The organism is Dermacoccus sp. GAS27A (genome assembly GCF_044909235.1).
Lineage (GTDB): Bacteria > Actinomycetota > Actinomycetes > Actinomycetales > Dermatophilaceae > Dermacoccus > Dermacoccus nishinomiyaensis.
The window spans coordinates 1-18,135 of record NZ_JBIYDW010000014.1; the positions used below are offsets into that span (position 1 = coordinate 1).

Below are 18,135 nucleotides of genomic sequence, written 5' to 3' on the forward strand. Positions count from 1 at the left end.
CTCTTGGGTTCCGCAACCTCACCAACTACATCGCCAGGAGCCTGCTCGAGACCGGCGGGTTCAGACCCCGTCTACACCCTCGACTGGGATGAGCCACATTTCCGGCGGTGTGATGAACCGTGCAAGGGTAAGTAACGCTTCGCCTTACCCCATCTACGAGGCCTCCTTCTGCCTCTCAGATGGCCCCTTGCCAGTTCGCAGCGTCGGGTACGTCGCTGGCAACGATGCCCGGACATCAACGGCCGGGTTCCCTGGACCTAATGGTTTCCAGACCGGTGATCCTTTGCCGACACTGGTATTTCGCGATCGACGGAACCGTTGGTGGCGGCGCCGTGGGTCCGGCGAGCTGGAAAGGTTGCAGGATCGGCCGTACCTAGACTCGACCGGTAGTGCTCAGTGGGCGACCGATGACCAGAAGTTTATGGGTGCTGACTCCAACTTCAATTTCTGAGTTCCCGGGTGAGGTGCATGAAGACTGTCGCACGGATAAGGGGCGGGACATCTGTGCTCCCGGGGGCTGCTCTAGCGATCCGACTGATGCTTCGGCCTCGAAGAACAGCACCTGGTCGAGGCGAAGGGGTCCGTCCGCGAGTCCCTCCTGTAACCGGTAGAGCCCAGCGGAGGCCGGGACTCGTTCAATCGCATCAAGATGCTCGGCCAGTTCCGTGATGGGATCCTGGGTGACAAGGAGAGCCCGGTCGAAGTGGGCAGCTATGGCGGCGTCAGCCAGGCCGAAGTCGATCATGTGTTCTCCTGAAACCGAGCCGTCGATTATCTGAAGCCTAGTCAGCCTGACGATTATGTGCAGGAGTGAGGACATCCGGATGGACGCGAACGAGACCGTGAGGCACCTGCGGTACTGGATGCAGGATCAAGCGACATCTGAGCCGCTGGCCGCGCAGATACTCGCTCAGGCAGGATACGTGGACCTTGATCCCTCGCATCCTATGGGCGGTCCCGATGGCGGCTTCGACGCCGTGGGCAGCAGGGAGGGGCAGCGCTGGGGGATGGCTGTCTACTTCCCCCGGGATACTCAGTCCTTCAACGCCATCAAGGCGAAGTTCACGGACGACGCGTCGAAGATGGCGAGAGCTGACGCTCACGGGATCGCGTTCGTCACGAACCAGCCCATCAAGCTCGGGCAGCGAGACAAGCTCACGAAGATCGCCAGAAACCTTGGCCTGGATGCCGAGATCTTCCACCTCGACCGAGTCGCTCACATCCTCGACACCCCGGCGATGCAGTCCGTCCGGCGCCGGTTCCTTCCCGTTCAAGACGAGACGTGGCGCGACGACGCTAGCCGCGCAGTACGTGATGAAGCCTTGCGGGCGGGGGAGCAATGTGAGTTCGGTGCCCGCGTTCAGGCTTTCACGTGGCCCATCGCGGTTGGAGCGGACGATCCCGTTGGGGTGACGCTCCTTAGAGCTGGGGAGCGGGTGGAAGAGGTTCTCCCGTTCGAGGTCCTTGATCCGTCGCGCCTTGAGAAGGCTGTGCTGATCATCTGCGGACCGGGCGCAGACCCGCAGGAGGCTCTATCAGCCGTACTGGCCATGGGGGAGGGGGCCGGGTGGAAGACCCAGTACCAAGGGCCGCTAGAGCGCCCCGTCACGATTGTCGCAGCGTGCACCTACGGAGTTGCGGACGTGACGTCGCATCTTCGCGCTCTGCTTGATTCCGGTCTGGGTGGGACGGGGCGCCCCACGGTGGCGTGGGGAACGATCACGCCGTCGGGTACGTCAGCAAGCGAGTGATCATGACAGGGTCGATCACGGAGCGTCAGCGAGGAATCCTGGAATCGATCCGCGACGGGTCTGTGCCTGAGGACCCGCCCACCGGATACAGGATCTCAGCGCGGGCGTTAGCCAACCGGCGGCTAGTCGCCATCTACGGACACGGCGACGAGTGGTACGTGGAACTCACCGACGCAGGGAAGCACTATCTCGAGACAGGCGACTACCCGGAAGGACACTTCGGCCCAGCGCAGCATCCTGATGCTCGCCGGGTTGCAGCAACTGCCACGAAGACGAGAAAGCCGCGCGGACGCAGCCAACAGCTGGCCCGCGAGGAGCTGCCCATCGACTCGCCAAGTGGAGCGCGCCGCCGCGGCGGCCGTCCGCGAGGCGACGGACTCTTTCGCGATGGCGACCCCGATCCTCACGACGAGCGGATCCTGATCACGGTGAAGGAAGCAGCCTGGCGATTGAGCCTCACGGAGAACGCCATTCGTGAAGCCGTGCGTTCTGGGGACCTTCAGCGAGTCTTCATCGGGCAGGGCAACACGAACTACCGAATCGTCTATGGCTCCCTGCTGGCCTGGGTCAACGACATGCCGCAGGAACCTGCGCGCAGTTGGTGGTTCTGATGGCGTGGGAAGCCCCCGACGCTCCGCGGCTGCTCATCTCGGCCTCACGGGTGGCCACGGAGCTCGATATTCCCGCGTGGAAGTCGTGGGAGGTCTGTTGGTGCCTAGAGAAGCGCTATTACTCGGAGGGGCAGAGTCACTACCGGGTGACTGTCCGGTCGTTCGAGTCTCTGCGAGCGTTGTTGGCGCTCGGGCTGACGCTCAGCGAGGCACGGACCGTCATGTGGCATTTCAAGCAGCAGGGCCAGCTGCCACCACCCGAGCTGACTGGGGAGCAAGTCCAGAACATCATCTGGCTACGGGGACGTCGACGTCGCGGTCGCGTCATCGGAGGCTGATCAGTATCGGCGGCGCGGACCAGAGCGGCAGGTCCTGCCAGTTCTCCGGCAGCATCATCATGTCCGGGCTTAGAGTCCGGATCGAGGGAAACTGCTCGAGCGTGTGGCGTAACTCTGCGACCCGCTCGTGTTGGCCGCCTTGGCGCAGGAGATAGGCGATGACGGCCAGAGCGCCGTAGACGCGGTCCACGCTGGCGCGAGCGTGATCGAGGAGTGGATCCTGGTTGCGGCGGTTGAGCTGCGGCTTCATGCCAATCGCTCGGTTCCACAGGCGGCCGTGGTGAGCGACGACGTTTCGCACGATATTGATGGCCTTGAGCCACGAGCGCAGTTCGTCAGCGCGTGCGCCGAAGTGGTCGGCGATGACTGCGCGGCATTCGAACGGGGTCATCTCGTAGAGGGTGACGAGTTGCCCGAGCTGCATGATCTCTGTTGCGACCCATACGGGCATCTGACCGTCGTAGCGACGCCGATGATGCTGGACGAAGTCTTCCTTCGACCGCGCCTGAAGGTCGGCCAGTGACTTTCGGAACTGATCGAACTTCTGGTTGGCGGTGCGTTCGTCCAGGACTGTGCGGTCGAGGTGAGCGAACGTTCCGAGTCGACCGAGTTCGTAACCGACGGCCACGCGCAGGTGCAGCTCGATGTGCGAGATACAGCGCCAGACGGTGTCGCGCAGCGCAGTGTCGAAATGGTGGATGGCGAGCACGTCATCGAACGTGCCGCCCTCGAAGAAGTGGTCGAGACGTTCGCCGCCGGGGGAGAGTGCGCGGAACGGGTACCAGTAGCCACTGAGGCGGTACTAGCCGAAGTGCGCGAGATCGTCGATGTGGGCTCGGGCGCCGATCAGGCCACGAGACTCGAGGAGTCCAGCCTGGTCGTGCATCGACAGCCAAGGCTTCCCGTACGGCATCGACACCGGATGACCCCCTACATGCGAGGACCGGCCCTGACCTGCGATGCAGGCGGGCCGGTCATGGTGATCTGAGTCTACAGGATTCGGGCGGGCCGCAGGCCCAGGAAGCACCGCGATAGTCGTGCAGCAGCGTGATTGAAGTGCACAAAAAGTACACACGAGATGGCTCGCAGCTTCCACGATGGGCGATCCGTGGCGCGAGACGCCATGGCCTCAAGATCCCGAAAGACGTTGCAGGACAGTCGATGTACCGCAAGCGTGTCGCGAGGTTCACTGGCGCCGAGGTTAACGACCAAGTTCTCCTAAAGCGGGTGTCGGCAGTTCGAATCTGCCCGGGAGCACCAGGCCCCACCTCGGCGGTGAATGCGAGCGAAATGGCTGGATGCGAGCGGTGGGTCGCTCGCATCCAGCCATTTCGCTCGCATTCGGCAGAATGCTCGGGCCCGCGAATTCGCCGCGGCGCCCCTCTGCGTCACCTATCCTCCGAACATGATCACCACATCGGCCGCGCTCGTATCGCTCATCAAGGTCCACGGCGACGTCGCCACGGATGCGAAGGTCGAGGCCCAGGAGGAATACTTCTATCCCGGCACCTGGCGGAAGTCCTGGCCACAAGGGCTCGACATGCCGGCCATACTCGCCGATGCGGTGCCTGGTGATGGTAAGAAACACCCGTCACCCGCAGCGACATCTTCAAACGAGCCGAGAACGTGGACACCGAGGCTGACGCCCTCGATCTGTACGTGCTCATGTGCGGCTGGGGAGCCGGCTGGCAGGGCATCACCGGCTATCGGTGCCGTCGTCCTCTGCACTCTCCCGACGTGGCCGCCAAGCTTTTGGCCGCGCATCGGGCCATTCGCGCGGGCGAAGACCCGAAGGCCGTTTACGCCAGCCTGCAGCCGGGCGGTATGAACCACATCAAGTACTTCGGCCCGGCCTTCTTCACGAAGTGGCTCTACTTCTCCGGCTACGGGCGCGAGGGCGTCGGAGGCAAGCGACCCCTGATCCTGGACGCCCGTGTTGCCCGCAGCCTCGGCTGGGACTCCTGGGGTTGGACGAGTACGCAGTATGACCAGTACCTCGAACTTGCCGCTGCCGCAGCCAAAGAACTCGGTGTGGGGCCACAGGTCGTCGAATATGTCCTGTATTCGATGAACGGAACCCAGACGGGGACCAAGACCGACCCCGACGCGCAGAGCCTGATCATCGAGGACGTTCCCGACGCTCTGTACCGCGCGCTGATCGCCACCGCCGGCGCCCAGCAGGAGCCCATTCAAGACGTAGCGCTCACCTTGCTGGCCCGAGCGCTCGACGTCACGCTTGAGGGCAGCGGTGTCTGAGAGCGCATAAGTCCTTTCACAGTGGGCCGTGGACGCCGGAGTGGCGGCCGCGACGCGAAGACCGGCCCTGACCTGCAATGCAGGCGGGCCGGCCGTGGTGTGTCCAGGTCATCTCTGACGCGCGGCCGAGATGGGCGGACGTCTCCAGGGCGCGCCCATCTAGTCGGGACACGCACAGAGGAGAATGACCGCACTTTCCGGTGACTGCAGAATGGCCAAGCGCCCCGCAATCGGCCAGACAGCACCTCGCCCGGGCGGTGAGGCGTGCACGCGAGTAAACACACACCTTGCGCCCAAATGCACCCGGGTGCATTTGGGCGCAAAGGGTGCTGTCGCCTCCCGCTTGCGCGACGTGACGCGCAAGTGGGGCGGGCCGCAGGGCTCAGGCCGTCAGAGACCCTTCGTGCTCGCCGTGTCGGGCATGCCCTCCGGGCGGGTGCGCTTGAGTTCGTAGAACGCCGAGACGCTGACGAGGCCGACGAGCGAATCCCACAGGCGCAGCGCGTCGTCCTTGTTCGGCAGTTCCTGCAGCACGGGGCCGTAGAAGCCGCGGCGCTGACCGTCATCGGAGACGAAGACGATCGTCGGCGCGCCCGTGTCATCACCGACCGCCTCGACAGCGGAGTCGATCGACGCCTGCAGACCCTCGTCGAGCGACGTGTCGTCAGCCGCCTTCGCCAGCTCCGCCGGCAGCCCGGCGGCGGCGAGAACGTCGGCGATCATCGCGTCGTCGTACTTCTCGTGGTCGAGGTGGAAACGACGCCCGAAGGCCGAGTACAGGTTGATGACACTCGCGCCGTGCTGCTCCGCCGCCTTCGTGATGACGCGCAACACGCGATGCGACGAACGGTGCATCTCGCCGTGCTCGTCGACGGCACCATCGTCTCCGGCGAGCTCGTTGTTCTTCATCGCCAAGCTGAACGGACGCCACGTGACGTCGACGTCACGCTCCGCGCTCACCTCGAGAAGGAACCGGCTCGTGATCCAGCAGAACGGACAACACGGGTCATAGAAGAATTCGATGCGCTCCATGACACGACGGTAGCAAGGCCTGCCATCGTCAGCCGAGCGTCACGAAGCGTCGCGTTCACGCGAGCAGAGGTATGAGGATGGGCCCGCCTGCGCGTCGAGGCTGGGTGCGAGCTCGACGCGCGCGTGAACGCCACGACGCGCCCCGGCGTGCCTGGCGTGACGCCGCACCTGCGTGCCCCGGCGCATACTGGACGAGGCGTCGCGCCACTCGGCGCCATGACCGACCGGGTTGACGGCGGTTCGAGATTTGACGACCCGGGAGATCGACATGGCTGGCGAGGGCAAGGCGTACACCCGCGACACGCAGTACATCGAAGACCGCATCCTCGACGATCCCGACGCGCGGTGGCCCGTGGAGCCGCGGCGCTACCGTCTCGTCGCCGCCCGCGCGTGCCCGTGGGCGAACCGCGCCATCATCGTCCGGCGCCTGCTCGGGCTCGAGGACGTCATCTCGATGGGGTTGTGCGGCCCGACGCATGACGAGAACTCGTGGACGTTCGACCTCGACCCCGGCGGGCTCGACCCCGTCCTGCGCATCCCGCGCCTCAAGGACGCCTATGAGGCGCGCTTACCCGGCTATCCGAGGGGCATCACGGTGCCGGCGATCGTCGACGAGCGCAGCGGCGAGGTCGTGACCAACGACTTCGCACAGATCACCGAGGACTTCGCGACGCAGTGGACGCGCCACCACCGCGCCGGCGCCCCCGACCTGTGGCCGCAGGAACTGCGCGAGGAGATGGACGCCGTCAACCAGCGCGTCTACACCGAGGTGAACAACGGCGTCTACCGTTGCGGCTTCGCGGGGGATCAGCAGGCCTACGACACCGCCTACGAGCGGCTGTTCACCGCCCTCGACTGGCTCGAGGAGCGTCTCGCCACGCGCCGCTACCTCGTCGGCGACGCGATCACCGAATCCGACGTGCGCCTGTTCACGACGCTCGCGCGATTCGACGCCGTCTACCACGGTCACTTCAAGTGCAATCGCCGCAAGCTCACCGAGATGCCGAACCTCTGGGGTTACGCGCGCGACCTGTTCACGACGCCCGGATTCGGCGACACGATCGACTTCACCCAGATCAAGCAGCACTACTACCTCGTGCACCGCGACCTCAACCCCAAGGGCATCATCCCCGACGGTCCCGACCTGAGCGTCTGGGCCGAACCGCACGATCGAGCGCGTCTCGGCGGCACCCCGTTCGGTGACGGCACCGCGCCCGGCGCGATCCCGGAGGCCGAACGCGTGCCGACGAGCGCCAACCCCCTCGTCGGGACCGACGGTCTCGTGCACTGACGAGCGTGCCGACGGGTGGCGCGGGGGAGTGGCGCGTCGTCGATGGCAGGGCATAGCGTCAACGGTGTGGATCAGGTAACTCTCGTTCTCGTGCGTCATGGCCAGTCGGAGGGCAACGTCGCAGCGGAGGCGGCGCTGCGCGATGACCTCGAGCGCATCGACGTGCCCGTGCGCGACCCCGACATCGAACTGAGCGAACTCGGCCGCCGACAAGCCGCCGCCGTCGGCACGTGGCTCGCGAAACAGCCCGCCGACGATCAGCCGGACGTCACGTGGACGAGCCCGTATCGACGCGCGCGTCAGACGGGCCAGATCGCGCTCGACGAGGCGTCGCTCGAACTGCCCGTCCTCGTCGACGAGCGTCTGCGCGACCGCGACATGGGTGTCACCGACATGCTCACCGGGCGCGGCATCCGCGACGCCTACCCCGAGGAGGCGAAGCGCCGCGAATGGATCGGCAAGTTCTACTACCGCCCCTCCGGCGGCGAATCCTGGGCCGACGTCGCCGGCCGCGTCCGCGCCGTCATGGCCGATCTACGCCTGCGCGCCGCGGGCAAGACGGTGCTCGTCACGGCGCACGACGTCGTCAACCTCATGTTCTGCTACGTCGCCGAGGGCATGGACGAGGACGCCGTCATGGAGCGCGCCCGCACGAACGGACTGCGCAACGCCGCGATCTGCCGCCTCGTCAGCGACGACGAATCGCCGACCGGCTGGCGCCTGCTCGACTACAACCTCGACGAACACCTGCGCGACGCGGGCATCGCCGTCACCGATCAACAGGGCGCGGCCGACGACATCGACGCACATGGTTCGGCGCAGCGCGACGAGAAGCGCGAGTCCGACGACAGCGCGTCGAACGCCGGCGAGAATGAGACGCCCGCATGAGCATCGAGCGCGGCGAGATCCCCGACGTCGCACGCGGCGGTGACGCCACGTCGCCGACGACGGTGACGCCCAACCTGCTACGCAGCTGGCCGCTGCCCGAGCCGACCGGCACGAAGTACAGCCGCGGCCAGTGCCTCGTCATCGGCGGCGATCGATCGACACCTGGCGCGGCGATGCTTGCCGGGCAGGCGGCGCTGCGCGTCGGGCTCGCGCAGGCCCTCGTGTGGGGCAAGCACGTCCATGCTGCGGCCGGTGATGTGCTCGCAGCCGAACACGGGCGCGTCGGCTTCCTCGCCGGTGAGATCCCGCCCAGCCTGCCCATGGCACTCGCCACCCTGCGCGGTGACTGACGCCCGGGCCCTGGCCGCGAAACTCGTTGCCGCGCACGGTGAGACGTTCGCCGAACGCGCCGGTGTGAGACTCGTCGACGAACCCGCGGCGCTGTGGCAGCTGCTCGTCGTCGCACAGTTGCTGTCGGCTCGCATCCGCGCCGAGGCGGCCCTTGCGAGCGCGCGCGAGCTGTTCGCGATCGGTTGCACGACACCGTCGGGCACCCGTGCGACGTCGTGGCAGCAACGCGTCGACGCCCTCGGCCGCGGCGGCTATCGGCGCTACGACTTCTCGACGTCGACGCGTCTCGGCAAGAACGCCGAGACGATCCGCGAGCGATGGGACGACGACCTGCGGCGTCTGCGCGACGAAGCGGGCGCCGACCCGAAACGGATCGTGAAGCTGCTGCAGGAGTTCGACGGCATCGGCCCGACGGGCGCGGGCATCGTCGTGCGCGAGGTGCAGTCGACGTGGCACCTAAGAGAACCCTTCGCCGACACGCTGACGGTCAAGGGCGCCCGGCTGGCGGGGTTACCCATTGACGCCGCAGCCCTGGCCGACCTCGTCGCACCTGACGAGCGCGCCGCTCTCGCCGCGGCACTCGTCGTCGTCGCTCGACAGCCGGGTGTGCTCGACGAGCTCGGCTGAGGGCGCGGGCTCGGCCGACTCGTCGCTTTCGATCGCCTCAGCGAGGTCGCGCAAGCGCCCGCCACAACCACGATCGTCCTCGCCCGTCAGCAGTCGCAGCGTCGGCGGCCTTGCGACCAGACCATCCCGTCGACCCGCCGCGCGAGCGCCAGGCCGAGCACCCGTCATGTCATGGTGACCAAAAGGGCTGGTCGAAACGCCCCACGTGCGTCGTCCGCCTGCCACGATGAGCGCATGAGTACACCAGCTGACGCCGCAGCGTCGCGGCAGGCCGCCACCGCGGCCGCATCCCGTCGCCTCTCCGTGGAGACCACGGGCATCGAGATCATCGACGAATCGGAGCGTACGGCGCGCCCGCGCGACCTGTTCTGGCCATGGTTCGCGGCCAACGTCAGCGTCTTCGGCATGGCGACCGCCTCGTTCGTCCTCGGCTTCGGCATCTCTTTCGCGCAGGCGCTCGCGGTGTGCGTCGTCGGCGTCGTCCTGTCGTTCCTGCTGTGCGGGCTCATCGCCGTCGCCGGCAAGCGGGGCAGCGCGCCGACGATGGTGCTGTCGCGCGCTGCGTTCGGTGTCCGCGGCCAGAAGGTGCCGGGCGTCATCTCGTGGCTGACGTCGATCGGGTGGGAGACGTTCCTGTCGATCATGGCGGTGCTCGCGACGTCCACGATCTTCGACCGGCTCGGCTGGGGCGGTGGCACGGCCACGAAGATCATCGCCGCCGTCGTCGTCGCCGCGATGATCGTGCTCGCCTCCGTCGCCGGCTACCACATCATCATGAAGCTGCAGTCCGTCCTCACCTGGCTGACGGGGCTCGCCACCCTCGCCTACGTCGCCCTCACCCTCGACGAGGTGCACTGGAGCGCGGTGACGGCCGTCCCCGCCGGTTCATGGCAGGCGGTGATGGGCGCGCTCGTCATGGTGATGACGGGGTTCGGCCTCGGCTGGATCAACATCGCCGCCGACTGGTCGCGCTACCAGCGCCGTGACGCCTCGGGCGGCGCGATCGTCTTCTGGAACACGTTCGGCGGCGCCGTCGCGCCCGCTCTGCTTCTGACGTACGGTCTGCTGCTTGCCGCATCGAATCCGAAGCTCGAGGAAGGCATCGCCGCCGACCCCGTCGGCACGCTCGCGACGATCCTGCCGACGTGGTTCCTCATCCCGTTCCTCGTCGCGGCCGTACTCGCGCTCGTGTCGGGCGCGGTGCTCGGCATCTACTCCTCGGGCCTGACGCTGCTCAGCCTCGGCGTGCGCATCCCACGGCCGGTGGCGGCGCTCGTCGACGGTGCGATCCTGACGCTCGGCACGATCTGGGTCGTGTTCTTCGCGCAGGACTTCCTCGGCCCGTTCCAGTCGTTCCTCATCACCCTCGGCGTGCCGCTCGCGTCATGGGCGGGCATCATGATCGCCGACATCGCGCTGCGGCGCCGCGACTACGACGAGGCCGCGCTGTTCGACGCCCGCGGGCGCTACGGCGCGTTCGACTGGACTTCACTGGCCGTCCTCGCCGTCGCCTCCGTCATCGGGTGGGGGCTCGTCGTCAACAGCTTCGCCGCGGACGCGTCGTGGAACAACTGGCAGGGCTACCTGCTCGACCCGCTCGGCCTCGGCCACGAGACGACGGACGGTTGGAGCGGCGACTGGGCCTACTCCAACATCGGCGTGCTCCTCGCGCTCGTGCTGTCGTTCGTCGCGACGCTGCTGCTGCGACGTGGGCGGGTGCGTCGTCAGGAACTCGACGATGACGCCGAACGCGGCGTTGTGGGCTCGGACGACCGGCGCGGGAAGGTGACGTCATGATCGCCGACGGGCTTCCCGACGACGCGTGGTTCGTCATCATCGACCCGCAGGTGGTGTTCGCCTCGTCCTCGAGCGAGTGGGGTTCGCCGATGTTCTCCGCCGCGCTCACGCCGATGCATGCATTGGCTGAGCGGTACACCGGCCGCACGATCGTCACGCGCTTCGTGCCGCAGCTGCCGCCGCAAGGATCGTGGGCGGATTACTACGCCGTGTGGCCGTTCGCGGCCCGCCCGGGCGACGACGAGATGTATGCCCTCGTGCCCGAGGTCGCCGACATAGCGGCGGGCGCCCACCATGTCGACGAACCGACGTTCGGCAAGTGGGGCGAGCAGGTGCGCGCACTCACAGGCGACACCCCGACGCTCGTGCTCGCGGGTGTCTCCACCGACTGCTGCGTCGTCGCGACAGCACTCGCTGCCGCTGACGCCGGGGCGCGCGTCCACGTCGTCGCCTCGGCCTGCGCCGGCTCGGACGTCACGAACCACGAGCGCGCCCTCGACGTCATGCGACTGTTCGCGCCGCAGATCACGGTGCACTGAACTGTGTGCTGACGACGCGTCTCGACCTGACGTCGTGTCGTCAACAGGGTGCGTACTGCTCGACGGATGGGAGCAGCAGCCCCGCGCGGCGGCCTTCGAGCTCGAAGGCAACGACGCGCGCCCAGCAGGCGTCGAACTGCTGAAGAAGGCAGCCTGGGCCACCACCTCCCCGGTACATTGGGGCGTCATGGCCGAACATCACACGCCCACGCCCAGCGTCCCCACCCGTCGACGGGTGATGGCGCTCGCCGGGCTGGCCGGCGTCGTCGCCGTCACGGGAGCGGGGGCGACGAAGGTGGTCGCCGCGCACGGCGAGGGGCGTACGAACTGCTCGGCGCAGTCGGTCGTGCAGGTCGCGGCTCCCGCGGCGATCGCCGACGCCGTTCGTCACGCGGCGGATCAGGTCGAGGCGCGCGGTGACGTATGCGCGTCGTACAGCGTCAGCTCGCAGAACCCGGGCGACACGTACCAGTCGATCATCACGAGTTCGCCGAGCGAACCGCAGGTGTGGATCAGCGACTCGCCCGCGTGGACGCAGCTCATCGAGAAGAAGCTCGGCAGCGGCTGGGTGACGACGGGCGACACGATCGCGACGAGCCCCGTCGTCATGGGCGTGCCCGCGAGCCTGCGCAGCGCGGCGAAGAAACCCAACAGTTGGTTGAGCGTGCTCGACAACAAGCTGCCCGTCAGTTTCATCGACACCGATGTCGCGACGGAGAGCCTGCTCGCCGTCGTCGCCGCAGATCAGCAGGCCAACACCAATGACGCGCGCTCCGACCTCATGCGCGCTGTGCTGCGCCTGTCGCGGTCGTTGACGACGGCCGCGACGATGGACGGCAACGCGCTGCAGGGCGCCGACCGCGCGCGCATCTACCCGGTGAGCGAGCAGCAGATGCTTGCGTTCAACAAGGCCCACCCCGACAAGCCGCTGACGCCGATGGTGCCGACGGGCGGCGCGAAACAACTCGAGTATCAGTGGGTGACGCCGGTGCGCGGCACCCAGGCCGACAGCGCTGCCCTCGATGCGCTGAAGCAGCAGTTGCTCAGCCCCGCGGAGAAGACCTACCGCAGCGAGCAGGGCTTCCGCAACGGCGGCAGTGACGCTCCGGCGGGCGGCAGCGTCCTACCGGCCTCGCTGCCGATGATGGCGCCTGCGTCGCAGGCGACGACCGTCAGCGCCGACACGGCCTGGACGAACCTCAAGAAGGACGCGCGGATGCTCGTCCTCATCGACGTCTCCGGGTCGATGCAGACGAAGTTCGACGGCGGCCAGAGCCGCATCGAGCTGATGGAGAGCACCGCCATCGCGGCGCTCGACGTGCTGCCGAAGACCACGCGCCTCGGGGCCTGGGCGTTCAGCTCCGACCTGCAGAAGAACCACGTCGACTACCTGCCGCTGACGAACGGTGAGCAGCCGATCCTCGACGACCCCTACCGAAACGGCCTCATCGCGAAGGCGCACACGCTGCCGGGCCTCGCAGCGAAGAACGGCGACACGGCGCTGTACGACACGATCGCGGCGGCGTACAAGAGCGTCACCGACACCTACGACCCGAACTACGTCAACTCCGTCGTCGTCCTCACCGACGGCACGAACGACGACCCCAACGGCGGCCTCTCGCTCGATCAGCTCCTCGCGCGCCTCAAGTCGCAGTACTCGGCCGACAAGCCCGTCAAGATCGTGACGATCTCGCTCGGCACGGGTACCGACCCCGACGCGCTCAAGCGCATCGCCAAGGCCACTGACGGCCTCAGCTACCAGACGAAGACACCCGAGCAGATCTCCGGCGTGTTCGTCGACGCGTTCCTGCGCCGCTCCGACTACTGAGCGCCGGGGAGCCTGACGACGAACGCCAGGTTTCACCGATAACCTGCCGTGGTGACGAACGAACACGTGAACGCTGCGCACGAGACGATGAACGCGGCGGACGAGGACCGTCGTCAGGCCGTGCGTGACGCCGCCGCGGTGTGGCAGCGTCACCTCGTCGACCTCGGCGGGCGCAACTCGCTGCTGTGGCAGCGCACCGACGACTCCGTCGAGCTCGACCTCACGACGGCGCACCCGGCGGGCGTCGCGAAGCTGCTGTCGGGACGTAGCGTGCTGCTGTCGCAGATCGTGCGTTCGGAGCACGCGTACGCCGAGGCGTACGAGAAGGCGCTCGCGATCCGTGACCTGTCACGCGAACTGCTCGAGGAGCGCGGCATCCTCAGCTGTTTCCTCGCCCTCGGCCGCGCGACGTGGCAGATGAGCGGTGACGCGGTGCCGGCCGCGCCGATCCTGTTGCGCCAGTGCGACATCCACTTCGGTGGCCGCGGCGGTGACGATCTCGTCCTCGAGGTCTCGCGCACCGTCGAACTCAACTCGGCGCTGTCCACCTACTTCGCCTCACGCGGCATCAACATCGACCACGAGTACGTGACGGCGTCGTCGGCCGGCCCGCACGGGTTCGACCCGGCTCCGACGTACGCGATGATGCGCCGCGCCGGCGCGTCGATCCCGGGGTTCCGCATCGACGAGCGCCTCGTCGTCTCGACGTTCAGCTACGCGAAGCTTTCGATGGTGCGCGACGTCGCAGAGCAGGCGCCGCGCCTGCACACGCATCCCGTCGTCGCCGCGATGGCCGGTGACGAGGCGTCGATCTTCGACGTCGGCGCCGAGGCGCCCGCCGCTGGGCTCGACGCCGACCCGCGCGAGGAGTTTCTCGTCCTCGACGCCGACTCGGCGCAGCAGGCGGCGATCGACGCCGTCATGGGTGGCCAGCACCTCGTCCTCATGGGCCCACCCGGCACCGGCAAGAGCCAGACGATCGCAAATCTCGTCGCCACCCTGACCGCGCACGGCAAGAGCGCGCTGTTCGTCGCCGAGAAGCGCGCCGCGATCGACGCCGTCATCGGACGGCTGTCGGCGCTCGGCCTCGGCGACCTCATGCTCGACGCGCACGCCGGTTCCGGCACCCCCGCCGACCTCGTCGACACCCTCGCGCGACGCCTCGTCACCGCGCCCGCAGCGGGTGCCCCGCACGTCGGTGACGCCCTGCGCTCACCGCACGGCGACGGTCCGAGCGCGGACGGGCCGGACCCGCGCGTCATCGACGAACTCGAATCCGAGCGCGTCACCCTGATCGAGCACGTACGCGCCCTGCACCGCGTGCGCGACCCGTTCGGCGTCAGCGCGCACGACGCGCAGAGCCGCATCGCCGAACTCAACGCCCTGCCGCAGCCGCCGCGCTCACGCGTGCGTCTCGAGGGTGAGCCGCTCAACCGTCTCGACACCGAGGCCCGCGACGAGACCGGACGCACGCTGCTCGGACTCGCGCAGGACCGCGCGTGGAAGGGCGAGGGCGAACCCGACGCCTGGTTCGGCGCGCGCGTGCGCGGTAGCGAGCACAGCGAACGCGCTCGAGACCTCGTGCTGCGACTGGCCGGCGATGACGGTTCGGTTGGCGGACGCTCCGGCGACGAAGGCTCGGCCGATGAGGCCGGCGGCGAACTGGCCCGCCACCGTGCGTCGCTCGCGGCCCTCGCGGAGGCGGCCGGGTTGCCCGTGCCGACGACGATGACGCAGGCCTCGGACGTGCTCGACCTCATGAGCCACGTGACGAAGACCCTCGACGTGTTCACCTCCGACGTGTTCGCGCTCGACCTCGACGCGGGCGTCGTCGCGAGCGCGCCGCGTACCGAGCGCAAGGGCGCCGAGCACCAGGTGGGCGCGATGGAGCGTCGCCGGCTGCTCAAGGAGGCCCGCGCGACGCTGCGTCCCGGGCGTCCGCCCGAGGATCTGCACGCCATGCTGCAGCGCGCCGCCGACGAGCAAGCGCGCTGGCGTGAGCTCGGCGGGCAGGGGCGCCCCTGCGTGCCGCCGATGACGGAGCAGGTGCGCGCCGCGCACACGCGCCTGACCGACGAATTCGACTGGCTCGGGCAGCGTCTCGAGGGTACGCGCGGTGCGACGAACCTCGTGACGCTCGATTTCGACGAGCTCGCCGCACGCCTCCAGACCCTCGCCGCCGACGCCGACCGTATCGAGGTCGCGGCGCGCTCCGGCTCGCAGATCGACCGCCTGCGCGCTCTCGGCCTCGGACCGGTCGTCGACGACTTCGCGGCGCGGGGCGTGAACGAGGACGCCGTGCCCGCCGAGTGGGAGTTCATCTGGTGGACGAGCGTGCTCGAGCGTGTGCGCCGTCAGGATCCGGCGTACGAGGAGCACCGCGGCAACGACCTGCGCGCCGCCGCGCAGCGCTACGCAGCAGCCGACCGCCGTCATCTCGACGAGACACCGCACCGCGTGCGTCAGCGCGCCTACCGGCGCATCGACGCCGTCGCGCAGCACCTGCCGGAGCAGGTCGAGGCGATGGAGGCGGCTCTCGTCTTCGGTCACCACGCGGGCAGCGCCGACGCGCTGCGTCAGGCCTTCGCCGGTGCGCCGGATCTCATGACGGCGCTCGCGCCGTGCTGGGCGATGAGCCCGCTCGTCGTCGCGCAGACGCTGCCGCCGGGGCGCTGGTTCGACGTCGTCATCTTCGACGAGGCGAGCCAGATCCCGCCCGCCGAGGCGATCTCGGCGATCTCGCGTGGCGTGCAGGTCGTCGTCGCCGGTGACACACAGCAGCTCGCGCCTACGAGCTTCTTCCAGCGCACCTCGGCGGGGGAGGACACCGCGCACACGGGCGAATCCGTGCTCGACGTGCTCGCCGGCCTGCTGCCCGTGCGCCACCTGCGCTGGCACTACCGCTCTCTCGACGAGCGTCTCATCGCCTTCTCCAACGAAGCGGTCTACGAGGGTGAACTCATCACCTTCCCGCGCGCCGACGTCGAGAACGTGCTGCGCCTTCACCGCGTCGAGGTGCGCGAACCGTACCCCGACGAGGCGGCACCGGATCAGGGCAAGGCCGAGGTCGAGGCCGTCCTCGACCTCGTGCGTCAGCACGCCGCGCAGCGCCCGCACGAGTCGCTGGGCGTCATCACCCTCGGCCTCACGCATGCTCGCCGCCTCGAACGTGCCGTCACCGCGCAGGCACGCGTCGACAGCGAGCTCGCCGCGTTCCTCGCCGCCCACCCGGAGGCGCCGTTCTTCGTCAAGAACCTCGAACGCGTCCAGGGCGACGAGCGCGACGCCGTCATCCTCTCCCTCGGGATCGCGCCGTACCCCACGGGCGCTCTCGTGCGCCGGTTCGGGGCGCTCAACCACGTCGGCGGTGAGCGTCGCCTCAACGTCGCCATCTCCCGCGCGCGCCGACGGATGGACGTCGTCTCCGCGTTCACCGGCGACGAGGTCGACCCGGCCGCGCTGCGCTCGCGCGGCGCGGTGCTCCTGCGCGACTTCCTGCTCTACGTCGCCGAATGCGACGAGCGCCTCGACACCGGCGCGGGCGAGCCGGAGCTCGACGGTGACGAACTCGTCACCGTCGTCGCCGGGCGACGGCGCCGCACGTCGTCGTCCGGGTCGGTGGCGCTGCGCCGCGTCGGCGCGGACGCCGTCATCGTGCCCGTGCCGTACGTCGTCGAGGACCTCGCGCGGCGCCTGCGCGCCGAGGGTCTCGTCGTGCACACCGGGTACGGACACTCGCGGATGCGCGTCGACCTGGCCGTCGAGCATCCGAAGGAGCCAGGCCGCATGCTGCTCGCCGTCGAGAGCGACGGTGACGCCTACGCCGCGATGGGCAGTGTCCGCGAACGCGATCGGCTGCGCCCCGAGGCGCTGGAGCGGCTCGGCTGGCACCATGATCGCGTGTGGACCGTCGACCTGTTCCGCGATCCGGCCCGCGACAGCTCCCGCATCGTCGCGCTCGTGGGTCGCCTCCTCGCGGAGGAGAACGATGAGCGATTCTGAGCCCCGTCGTCGTCGCCGTCCGCGCCGGGCGTCGGCGCCTGCGACGCGGACGGTGGACGGACAGACGAGGGTTGCCACGAGCCGCGACGGTGAGGTCGCCGCTGACGGCGCCGCGGCGCCCGCGTCGGCCACGCCTGACGCCGACTGGTCGCGCTGGTGGAGCCGTGACGACGACGCGCCGGGGCCGCGCAGCGCTCAGGATCAGTGGTACCTCGATCAGCGTCCGCCGCACTGGGGTTGAGCCTGGGCTCCGGGGGAGTGGCGGAGCGGACATGACGAAGGGCGTGAACACCATGGTGTTCACGCCCTTCGTGCGCTCAGAGACCGAGAGGCCTCATGCGCTCGGTGAGCCTCAGAGGCGGCGGCCGGCGCGCAGCTCGTCGCGGATCTCGGCCAGCAGCGACAACTCGGTGTCCTCGGCGTCAGCCGGCTTGGCGAAGCGGGCCTTGGCAGCCTCGTAGGGCTTGACCATCGCGAAGTACACGACGAACGCGAGGACGAGGAAGCTGACGAGAACCGTGAGGAACGCGCCGACGTGGACGCCGCCCGGCTTGTAGGACGAGAAGTCCGGCGTGCCGCCGAGCTTGCCCAGCAGGTCCATGACGATCGTGATGAAGGCCTCGACGACCTTCGCGAACGCGCCGGCCATGATGAAGGCGACGGCAAGCTCGATGAGGTTGCCGCGCATGATGAAGTCCTTGAAGCCCTTCATGGCTTCTCCTAACTGCTTGGAATGCTGTGTGCAAGGTGCAGTGATGAGAGTATCCAGATGGGTGGAAAGCCAGGAAATCTAGACGCCCCGGCGTGTCGTCGTGCGTGATATA

General features: G+C 68.3%; 13 protein-coding genes and 2 pseudogenes. 12 read left to right on the forward strand and 3 right to left on the reverse strand.

The window, feature by feature from the left end:
- The first annotated feature begins 824 nt into the window (after positions 1-824).
- Positions 825-1,751, forward strand: coding sequence for a hypothetical protein (locus ABH936_RS13080; protein WP_165584747.1), 927 nt, complete (start codon positions 825-827; stop codon positions 1,749-1,751).
- A 158-nt stretch (positions 1,752-1,909) separates the two neighbouring features.
- Complete coding sequence (locus ABH936_RS13085) at positions 1,910-2,362, forward strand: excisionase (RefSeq protein WP_165584746.1); 453 nt, start codon at positions 1,910-1,912, stop codon at positions 2,360-2,362.
- Between the two features lie 324 nt (positions 2,363-2,686).
- Here the strand turns inward: ABH936_RS13085 and ABH936_RS13090 are convergent.
- Positions 2,687-3,490 (reverse strand): annotated as a pseudogene (locus tag ABH936_RS13090) (Abi family protein); the annotation flags it as partial.
- A gap of 809 nt (positions 3,491-4,299) precedes the next feature.
- Here ABH936_RS13090 and ABH936_RS13095 point away from each other — a divergent pair.
- A pseudogene (locus tag ABH936_RS13095) lies at positions 4,300-4,956 on the forward strand (hypothetical protein); the annotation flags it as partial.
- Between the two features lie 390 nt (positions 4,957-5,346).
- Here ABH936_RS13095 and ABH936_RS13100 read toward each other — a convergent pair.
- Complete coding sequence (locus ABH936_RS13100) at positions 5,347-5,988, reverse strand: DsbA family protein (RefSeq protein WP_165584744.1); 642 nt, start codon at positions 5,986-5,988, stop codon at positions 5,347-5,349.
- A gap of 268 nt (positions 5,989-6,256) precedes the next feature.
- Between ABH936_RS13100 and ABH936_RS13105 the strand changes: the two genes are divergently transcribed.
- The 9 genes from ABH936_RS13105 to ABH936_RS13145 all read left to right on the forward strand — a co-directional run bounded on the left by ABH936_RS13105 (position 6,257) and on the right by ABH936_RS13145 (position 17,552).
- Positions 6,257-7,279, forward strand: a complete 1,023-nt coding sequence (locus ABH936_RS13105; RefSeq protein ID WP_165584743.1) for a glutathione S-transferase family protein — start codon at positions 6,257-6,259, stop codon at positions 7,277-7,279.
- 66 nt (positions 7,280-7,345) lie between these two features.
- The gene (locus ABH936_RS13110; protein ID WP_341352639.1) at positions 7,346-8,167 is read left to right on the forward strand and encodes a histidine phosphatase family protein; all 822 of its coding nucleotides are present in this window, start codon (positions 7,346-7,348) and stop codon (positions 8,165-8,167) included.
- A complete protein-coding gene (locus ABH936_RS13115) occupies positions 8,164-8,517 on the forward strand; it encodes a hypothetical protein (protein ID WP_404603457.1) in 354 nt (117 codons plus the stop codon). The genes ABH936_RS13110 and ABH936_RS13115 overlap by 4 nt, the downstream gene beginning before the upstream one ends.
- The gene (locus ABH936_RS13120) at positions 8,510-9,145 is read left to right on the forward strand and encodes an endonuclease (protein ID WP_208065277.1); all 636 of its coding nucleotides are present in this window, start codon (positions 8,510-8,512) and stop codon (positions 9,143-9,145) included. The genes ABH936_RS13115 and ABH936_RS13120 overlap by 8 nt, the downstream gene beginning before the upstream one ends.
- A 234-nt stretch (positions 9,146-9,379) precedes the next feature.
- Positions 9,380-10,942, forward strand: a complete 1,563-nt coding sequence (locus ABH936_RS13125; RefSeq protein ID WP_404603458.1) for a purine-cytosine permease family protein — start codon at positions 9,380-9,382, stop codon at positions 10,940-10,942.
- Positions 10,939-11,481 carry an isochorismatase family protein gene (locus ABH936_RS13130; RefSeq protein ID WP_404603459.1) on the forward strand — a complete coding sequence of 181 codons (543 nt, stop codon included), beginning with the start codon at positions 10,939-10,941 and terminating at the stop codon, positions 11,479-11,481. Before ABH936_RS13125 ends, ABH936_RS13130 begins: the two co-directional genes overlap by 4 nt.
- Positions 11,482-11,515: 34 nt before the next feature.
- Positions 11,516-13,309 carry a VWA domain-containing protein gene (locus ABH936_RS13135; protein WP_404603460.1) on the forward strand — a complete coding sequence of 598 codons (1,794 nt, stop codon included), beginning with the start codon at positions 11,516-11,518 and terminating at the stop codon, positions 13,307-13,309.
- Positions 13,310-13,375: 66 nt separating this feature from the next.
- Entirely contained in the window at positions 13,376-17,311 is a 3,936-nt protein-coding gene (locus tag ABH936_RS13140; RefSeq protein ID WP_404603461.1) for an AAA domain-containing protein, read from the forward strand.
- Positions 17,298-17,552, forward strand: a complete 255-nt coding sequence (locus tag ABH936_RS13145; protein ID WP_136788839.1) for a hypothetical protein — start codon at positions 17,298-17,300, stop codon at positions 17,550-17,552. Before ABH936_RS13140 ends, ABH936_RS13145 begins: the two co-directional genes overlap by 14 nt.
- Before the next feature lie 111 nt (positions 17,553-17,663).
- On the opposite strand, the gene ABH936_RS13150 is transcribed toward ABH936_RS13145, so the two are convergent.
- Positions 17,664-18,023, reverse strand: a complete 360-nt coding sequence (locus ABH936_RS13150; protein WP_038569229.1) for an MscL family protein — start codon at positions 18,021-18,023, stop codon at positions 17,664-17,666.
- Positions 18,024-18,135: the final 112 nt, after the last annotated feature.

What these genes read in the sequence shown, in the direction of transcription:
- ABH936_RS13080 (WP_165584747.1), top strand. Translation starts at nt 825, where the DNA reads ATGGACGCGAACGAGACCGTGAGGCACCTGCGGTACTGGATGCAGGAT.
- ABH936_RS13125 (WP_404603458.1), top strand. Translation starts at nt 9,380, where the DNA reads ATGAGTACACCAGCTGACGCCGCAGCGTCGCGGCAGGCCGCCACCGCG.
- ABH936_RS13105 (WP_165584743.1), top strand. Translation starts at nt 6,257, where the DNA reads ATGGCTGGCGAGGGCAAGGCGTACACCCGCGACACGCAGTACATCGAA.
- ABH936_RS13115 (WP_404603457.1), top strand. Translation starts at nt 8,164, where the DNA reads ATGAGCATCGAGCGCGGCGAGATCCCCGACGTCGCACGCGGCGGTGAC.
- ABH936_RS13100 (WP_165584744.1), bottom strand. Translation starts at nt 5,988, where the DNA reads ATGGAGCGCATCGAATTCTTCTATGACCCGTGTTGTCCGTTCTGCTGG.
- ABH936_RS13145 (WP_136788839.1), top strand. Translation starts at nt 17,298, where the DNA reads ATGAGCGATTCTGAGCCCCGTCGTCGTCGCCGTCCGCGCCGGGCGTCG.
- ABH936_RS13130 (WP_404603459.1), top strand. Translation starts at nt 10,939, where the DNA reads ATGATCGCCGACGGGCTTCCCGACGACGCGTGGTTCGTCATCATCGAC.
- ABH936_RS13150 (WP_038569229.1), bottom strand. Translation starts at nt 18,023, where the DNA reads ATGAAGGGCTTCAAGGACTTCATCATGCGCGGCAACCTCATCGAGCTT.